This window comes from Cyanobium sp. LEGE 06143 (assembly GCF_015207535.1).
Taxonomy (GTDB): Bacteria; Cyanobacteriota; Cyanobacteriia; order PCC-6307; family Cyanobiaceae; genus NIES-981.
The window spans coordinates 1-4,056 of record NZ_JADEWP010000203.1 but is presented as its reverse complement, the minus strand read 5'-3'; the positions used below and the strand labels follow the sequence as shown (position 1 = coordinate 4,056).

At 68.2% G+C, this 4,056-nt stretch carries 7 protein-coding genes; 1 reads left to right on the top strand and 6 read right to left on the bottom strand.

What is annotated here, in order from left to right; genetic code table 11:
- Positions 1-89: 89 nt before the first annotated feature.
- Genes mazF through IQ216_RS12130 form a run of 3 tightly spaced genes read right to left on the bottom strand, consistent with a single transcriptional unit; the run spans position 90 to position 937 of the window.
- Positions 90-425, bottom strand: a complete 336-nt coding sequence (mazF, locus tag IQ216_RS12140; RefSeq protein WP_193815659.1) for an endoribonuclease MazF — start codon at positions 423-425, stop codon at positions 90-92.
- Complete coding sequence (locus tag IQ216_RS12135) at positions 425-667, bottom strand: AbrB/MazE/SpoVT family DNA-binding domain-containing protein (RefSeq protein WP_186698291.1); 243 nt, start codon at positions 665-667, stop codon at positions 425-427. The genes mazF and IQ216_RS12135 overlap by 1 nt, the downstream gene beginning before the upstream one ends.
- Before the next feature lie 24 nt (positions 668-691).
- The gene (locus IQ216_RS12130) at positions 692-937 is read right to left on the bottom strand and encodes a site-specific integrase (RefSeq protein ID WP_228007462.1); all 246 of its coding nucleotides are present in this window, start codon (positions 935-937) and stop codon (positions 692-694) included.
- A gap of 61 nt (positions 938-998) precedes the next feature.
- Here IQ216_RS12130 and IQ216_RS12125 point away from each other — a divergent pair, with 61 nt between their 5' ends.
- Complete coding sequence (locus IQ216_RS12125) at positions 999-2,135, top strand: histidinol-phosphate transaminase (protein WP_193815658.1); 1,137 nt, start codon at positions 999-1,001, stop codon at positions 2,133-2,135.
- 6 nt (positions 2,136-2,141) lie between these two features.
- On the opposite strand, the gene IQ216_RS12120 is transcribed toward IQ216_RS12125, so the two are convergent.
- From IQ216_RS12120 to IQ216_RS12110, 3 genes are all read right to left on the bottom strand, one after another.
- Positions 2,142-2,906, bottom strand: a complete 765-nt coding sequence (locus IQ216_RS12120) for an MBL fold metallo-hydrolase (RefSeq protein WP_193815657.1) — start codon at positions 2,904-2,906, stop codon at positions 2,142-2,144.
- 64 nt (positions 2,907-2,970) lie between these two features.
- Positions 2,971-3,564 carry an aminodeoxychorismate/anthranilate synthase component II gene (locus tag IQ216_RS12115; protein WP_193815656.1) on the bottom strand — a complete coding sequence of 198 codons (594 nt, stop codon included), beginning with the start codon at positions 3,562-3,564 and terminating at the stop codon, positions 2,971-2,973.
- A gap of 41 nt (positions 3,565-3,605) precedes the next feature.
- Positions 3,606-4,034, bottom strand: a complete 429-nt coding sequence (locus tag IQ216_RS12110; RefSeq protein WP_193815655.1) for a diacylglycerol kinase family protein — start codon at positions 4,032-4,034, stop codon at positions 3,606-3,608.
- Positions 4,035-4,056: the final 22 nt, after the last annotated feature.

Sequence of the window (4,056 nt, the reverse complement as noted above, 5' to 3'; positions counted from 1 at the left end):
TCGCGCCTCGTGCGCTTCTTGGCCGTGGTCTGCTCGTAATCACCGAATCCGAGCTGCTTGCTGCCCATGAACCCAGTCCGCGCCTGCGATTACAGGGATATTTTCGCGCGGATGGCTCGGGTTTTCCAGAGCCTCCCTAAAGAAATCCGCTCAATGAACTTCGCTTTTCTCGTTCGCCAGTCTAGGCTCTTCAGCTGATCGGACAGGACAACTCTACTCACAGAGTATCCATCAGGCAGCAGAACCTCAAAATGGTAACCCTTGATCTTGGATGTAATTGGACAAAATAGTGCCAGCCCTACTTTTCCATTGTAGGCCTTTGGAGATATAACCAGTGCTGGCCGTCTTCCACGCTGCTCGCTTCCGGCCTGTGGCGTGAACTCCAGCCACACCAAATCGCCACGATCAGGCACGTAGGTAGACATCAGAACGCTTCGGAACCTACGGCATCCCCCGTATGAACGGAGGCGTGAATGTTCTCTGGAGTGATATCAGCAAGAAGATCCACAAGCCTGAGCCGGCTAGGCAATGAGGGCCTCAAGACCAGCTCGCCATCCTTCGCGGTGAGGCTGACTTCCGTACCAGCCCCCAAGCCCACCTCATCTGCCAAACCGCGTGGAATCCTCACGCCAAGGCTGTTTCCCCACTTCTGAACTCTCGTCTGCATGCCCCAGCGACGGCTATACAAAGACTATACCGCTGGTCGGCTCGGTAGCGAGCGCCCCATCTCTCTAACTTGCCGTTCCACGGCCAGATGGCTGAGGAAGGCATTCACCTCGTCGCTGCCCATTTCCCTTGGGTGGCGCAGGTGGTGAAACCGCAGAAAGCGCCTGAGCCATTGTGCGTAGGTGTTCACCGTCCGGCGGGAGTAGTGCCGCACCTGCAGTTCCTTTCGGTAGCGCTGGATTAGTCCTGGCGGGGATGGCTTGGGCTGCATGACGGTTGCTGCTGCTTCCTCTTCAGCATTTCCACGCCGCAGACCGCTTTCTACGCTGCCCATGGTTCCCGCCGGCTCCTCCTTGATCTCTTGCCTGCCAGATGGCCCCCCGGCCCGGCCCGAGGTGGAGAGCCTGCAGGCCTACAGCGCCCCGCTGGAAGGCCGCCGCGGCCTGCTGCGGCTGGATTTCAACGAGAACACCGTGGGCCCCAGCCGCCGCGTGGTGGAGGCGCTGCGCGCCATCCCGGCGGATCACTACGCCATCTACCCCGAGTACGACGGCCTGCGCGAGGCGGTGGTGGCCAACCTCAGCGCCGCCCCCTCAGGCCTGGCCAGGCCGCTCGCCCCGGCCCAGGTCGGTCTGTTCAACGGGGTGGATGCGGCGATCCATGCCCTCTTTCACGCCTACGGCAACCGGAGCGACCGGCTGCTCACCACCAGCCCCACCTTCGGCTACTACAGCCCCTGCGCCCAGATGCAGGGCATGGTGATCACCGCCATCCCCTATGAGCTGCCCGGTTTCGCCTTTCCGCTCGAGGCCATCCGCCAGGCCCTGCTCGCCGAGCCCTGCCCGCGCATCCTGCTGCTCTGCAACCCCAACAACCCCACCGGCACCCGGCTGGCGCCAGGGCAGATCCTGGAGCTGGCCGCCGCCGCGCCGGCCACGCTGGTGGTGGTGGATGAGCTCTACGAGGCCTTCACGGGCGACAGCGTGCTGCCCACGGCCGACTTCGCCGCCACGCCCAACCTGCTGGTGCTGCGCTCCCTGGCCAAGACGGCCGGCCTGGCCGGGCTGCGCATCGGCTTTGCGATCGGTGCTGAGGCGGTGGTGGATCGTCTCAGCCGCGTCACCGGCCCCTACGACATCAACAGCTTTGCGGTGACGGCCGCCCTGGCGGCCCTGGCCGATCAGCCCTACACCGATGCCTACGTGGCCGAGGTGCTGCGGGCCCGCCACTGGCTCCTGAGCCAGCTCCAACAGCAGGGCGTGCGCCACCACGCCGCCGGCGGCAACTACCTGCTGCTCTGGCCCGAGCGCCCGGCTGAGGAGGTGGAGCGGCGTCTGAGGGAGGCCGGCATCCTGGTGCGCTCCATGGCGGGCAAGCCGCTGATCGGGGGCTCGTTGCGGGTGAGCCTCGGCACCACCGCCCAGATGCAGCAGTTCTGGGCCGCCTACACGGCCATCACCTCCCCCTGACGTTCTTCAGCGCATCACCTGGATCACCGGTCCGCCGCTGAGGCTGCCGGGCAGGTTGAGGCTGCGGCCTGGCCGCTTCACCGGCACCCCGCCCATGGCCTGCAGGAAGCCGTCCACGCTGCCCTGATCACAGTCGGCGGGCGTTGAGCCGGAGACGTACTGCACCGGAATCACCACCGCCGGCTGCAGCTCGCGCACCACCTCGGCAGCCTCGCTGCCGTCGTACACCTTGGCGCCGCCACCCACGCCGATGATCAGCACGTCGGGGCGGCCCAGCAGCACCTTGTCTGATGGGCTGAGGCGGGCCACAGTGCCGCCGAGGTGGGCGAAGGTGAGCCCCCCCTGCTGCCAGCGCCACAGGGTGGACTGCCCGAAGCGGCGGCCGCCGACCCGGTCGTGGGGGCCGCCGATGCCTTCGATCTTGAGGCCGCCCACCCGGTAGGAGCCCGGATCCACCAGGAACTTGCCGCTGGCCACGGGCGCTCCCTCATCCAGCAGGCGGCTGCTGGCCAGGATCACCGTGGCGCTCACCCGCGGCTCAGCCAGCCCGGCGGCACAGGCCACGGCCTTGAACGGGTTGAGCAGCACGCTGGCGCTGCCGCCACGGATCATGAGGGCGCTGTGGCCGTAGCTGGTGATGCTCACGCCGCTGCCGGCCAGGGCCGCCGCCGGGCTCAGCCCCAGGCCGGCGCCGAGGGCCAGGGCCACCAGGGCGCTGCCGCTGCGGCTGGGCCGCGGACGGCTTCGGCGGGTCTGGGTGGCGCTCACCATCGAATCGGGCCGCTTTGCTGGCGCGAAACTAGCAGCGTTGCCTGGCCTGGCCGGCCGGCGGGGTTCAGCCTGCCGCCTGGTTGAGGAAGTTGGCCAGCAGGGCGTGGCCGCCCTGGGTGAGCACGCTCTCGGGGTGGAACTGCACCCCCTGCAGGTGGGGATGGCTGCGGTGCCGCAGGCCCATGATCGTGCCGTCCTCCAGCCAGGCGGTGATCTCCAGGCAGTCGGGCAGCGAGTCGCGCTCCGCGATCAGGCTGTGGTAGCGCGTGGCCGTGAGTGGCCTGGGCAGGCCCTCGAACACCCCGGCGCCCTCATGCAGCACCGGCGAGGTCTTGCCGTGCATCAGCTCCCGGGCCCGCACCACCCGGCCGCCGTACACCTGGGCCAGGGCCTGGTGCCCCAGGCAAACCCCCAGGGTGGGCACCGTGGGGCTCAGCTGCCGCAGCACCTCCAGGCACACGCCCGACTGATCCGGATCCCCCGGGCCCGGCGAGATCAGGATCGCCGCCGGCTGCAGGGCCCGGATCTGCTCCAGGCTCAGGGCGTCGTTGCGCTCCACCCGCACCTCGGAGGCGAGGGGATGGTCGGCCGCCAACTCGCCCAGGTACTGCACCAGGTTGAAGGTGAAGCTGTCGTAGTTGTCGAGAACGAGAAGCATGAACGCTCGAGGCCTCGGCCCATTCAAAGGCCGAGCCGGCTTCAGAGGCCGAAGCGGCTCAGCATCGGCGGCACCAGCAGCAGGGCGGCGATCACCAGCGACGCCATGGCCGCCACCAGCACGGCGGCCGCGGCGCAGTCCTTCGCCACCCGGGCCAGGGGATGGAACTGGCGGCCGATGGCCAGGTCCACCACGGCCTCGGTGGCGGTGTTGAGCAGCTCCAGCACCAGCACGGCCGCCACCGTGAGCACCAGCAGGGCCATGCGGTCGACGCTGAGCTGCAGCCACAACCCCAAACCGAACACCACTGCGCCGGTGGCGGTATGGATGCGGAAGTTGCGCTGGCTGCGCAGGCCGTAGGCCAGGCCCTGGGCGGCGTAGCGAAAGCTCGAGGGCAGATCGCCGGCCACCCGCCAGGCTCCGATCCGCTTGGGCACCTTCCTGCGTGACACTGGCGGGGGCGCCTCCATCAGCAGGGGACGGGGTTCGGGC

What these genes read in the sequence shown, in the direction of transcription:
- IQ216_RS12120 (WP_193815657.1), bottom strand. Translation starts at nt 2,906, where the DNA reads ATGGTGAGCGCCACCCAGACCCGCCGAAGCCGTCCGCGGCCCAGCCGC.
- IQ216_RS12130 (WP_228007462.1), bottom strand. Translation starts at nt 937, where the DNA reads ATGCAGCCCAAGCCATCCCCGCCAGGACTAATCCAGCGCTACCGAAAG.
- IQ216_RS12125 (WP_193815658.1), top strand. Translation starts at nt 999, where the DNA reads ATGGTTCCCGCCGGCTCCTCCTTGATCTCTTGCCTGCCAGATGGCCCC.
- IQ216_RS12135 (WP_186698291.1), bottom strand. Translation starts at nt 667, where the DNA reads ATGCAGACGAGAGTTCAGAAGTGGGGAAACAGCCTTGGCGTGAGGATT.
- IQ216_RS12115 (WP_193815656.1), bottom strand. Translation starts at nt 3,564, where the DNA reads ATGCTTCTCGTTCTCGACAACTACGACAGCTTCACCTTCAACCTGGTG.
- IQ216_RS12110 (WP_193815655.1), bottom strand. Translation starts at nt 4,034, where the DNA reads ATGGAGGCGCCCCCGCCAGTGTCACGCAGGAAGGTGCCCAAGCGGATC.
- mazF (WP_193815659.1), bottom strand. Translation starts at nt 425, where the DNA reads ATGTCTACCTACGTGCCTGATCGTGGCGATTTGGTGTGGCTGGAGTTC.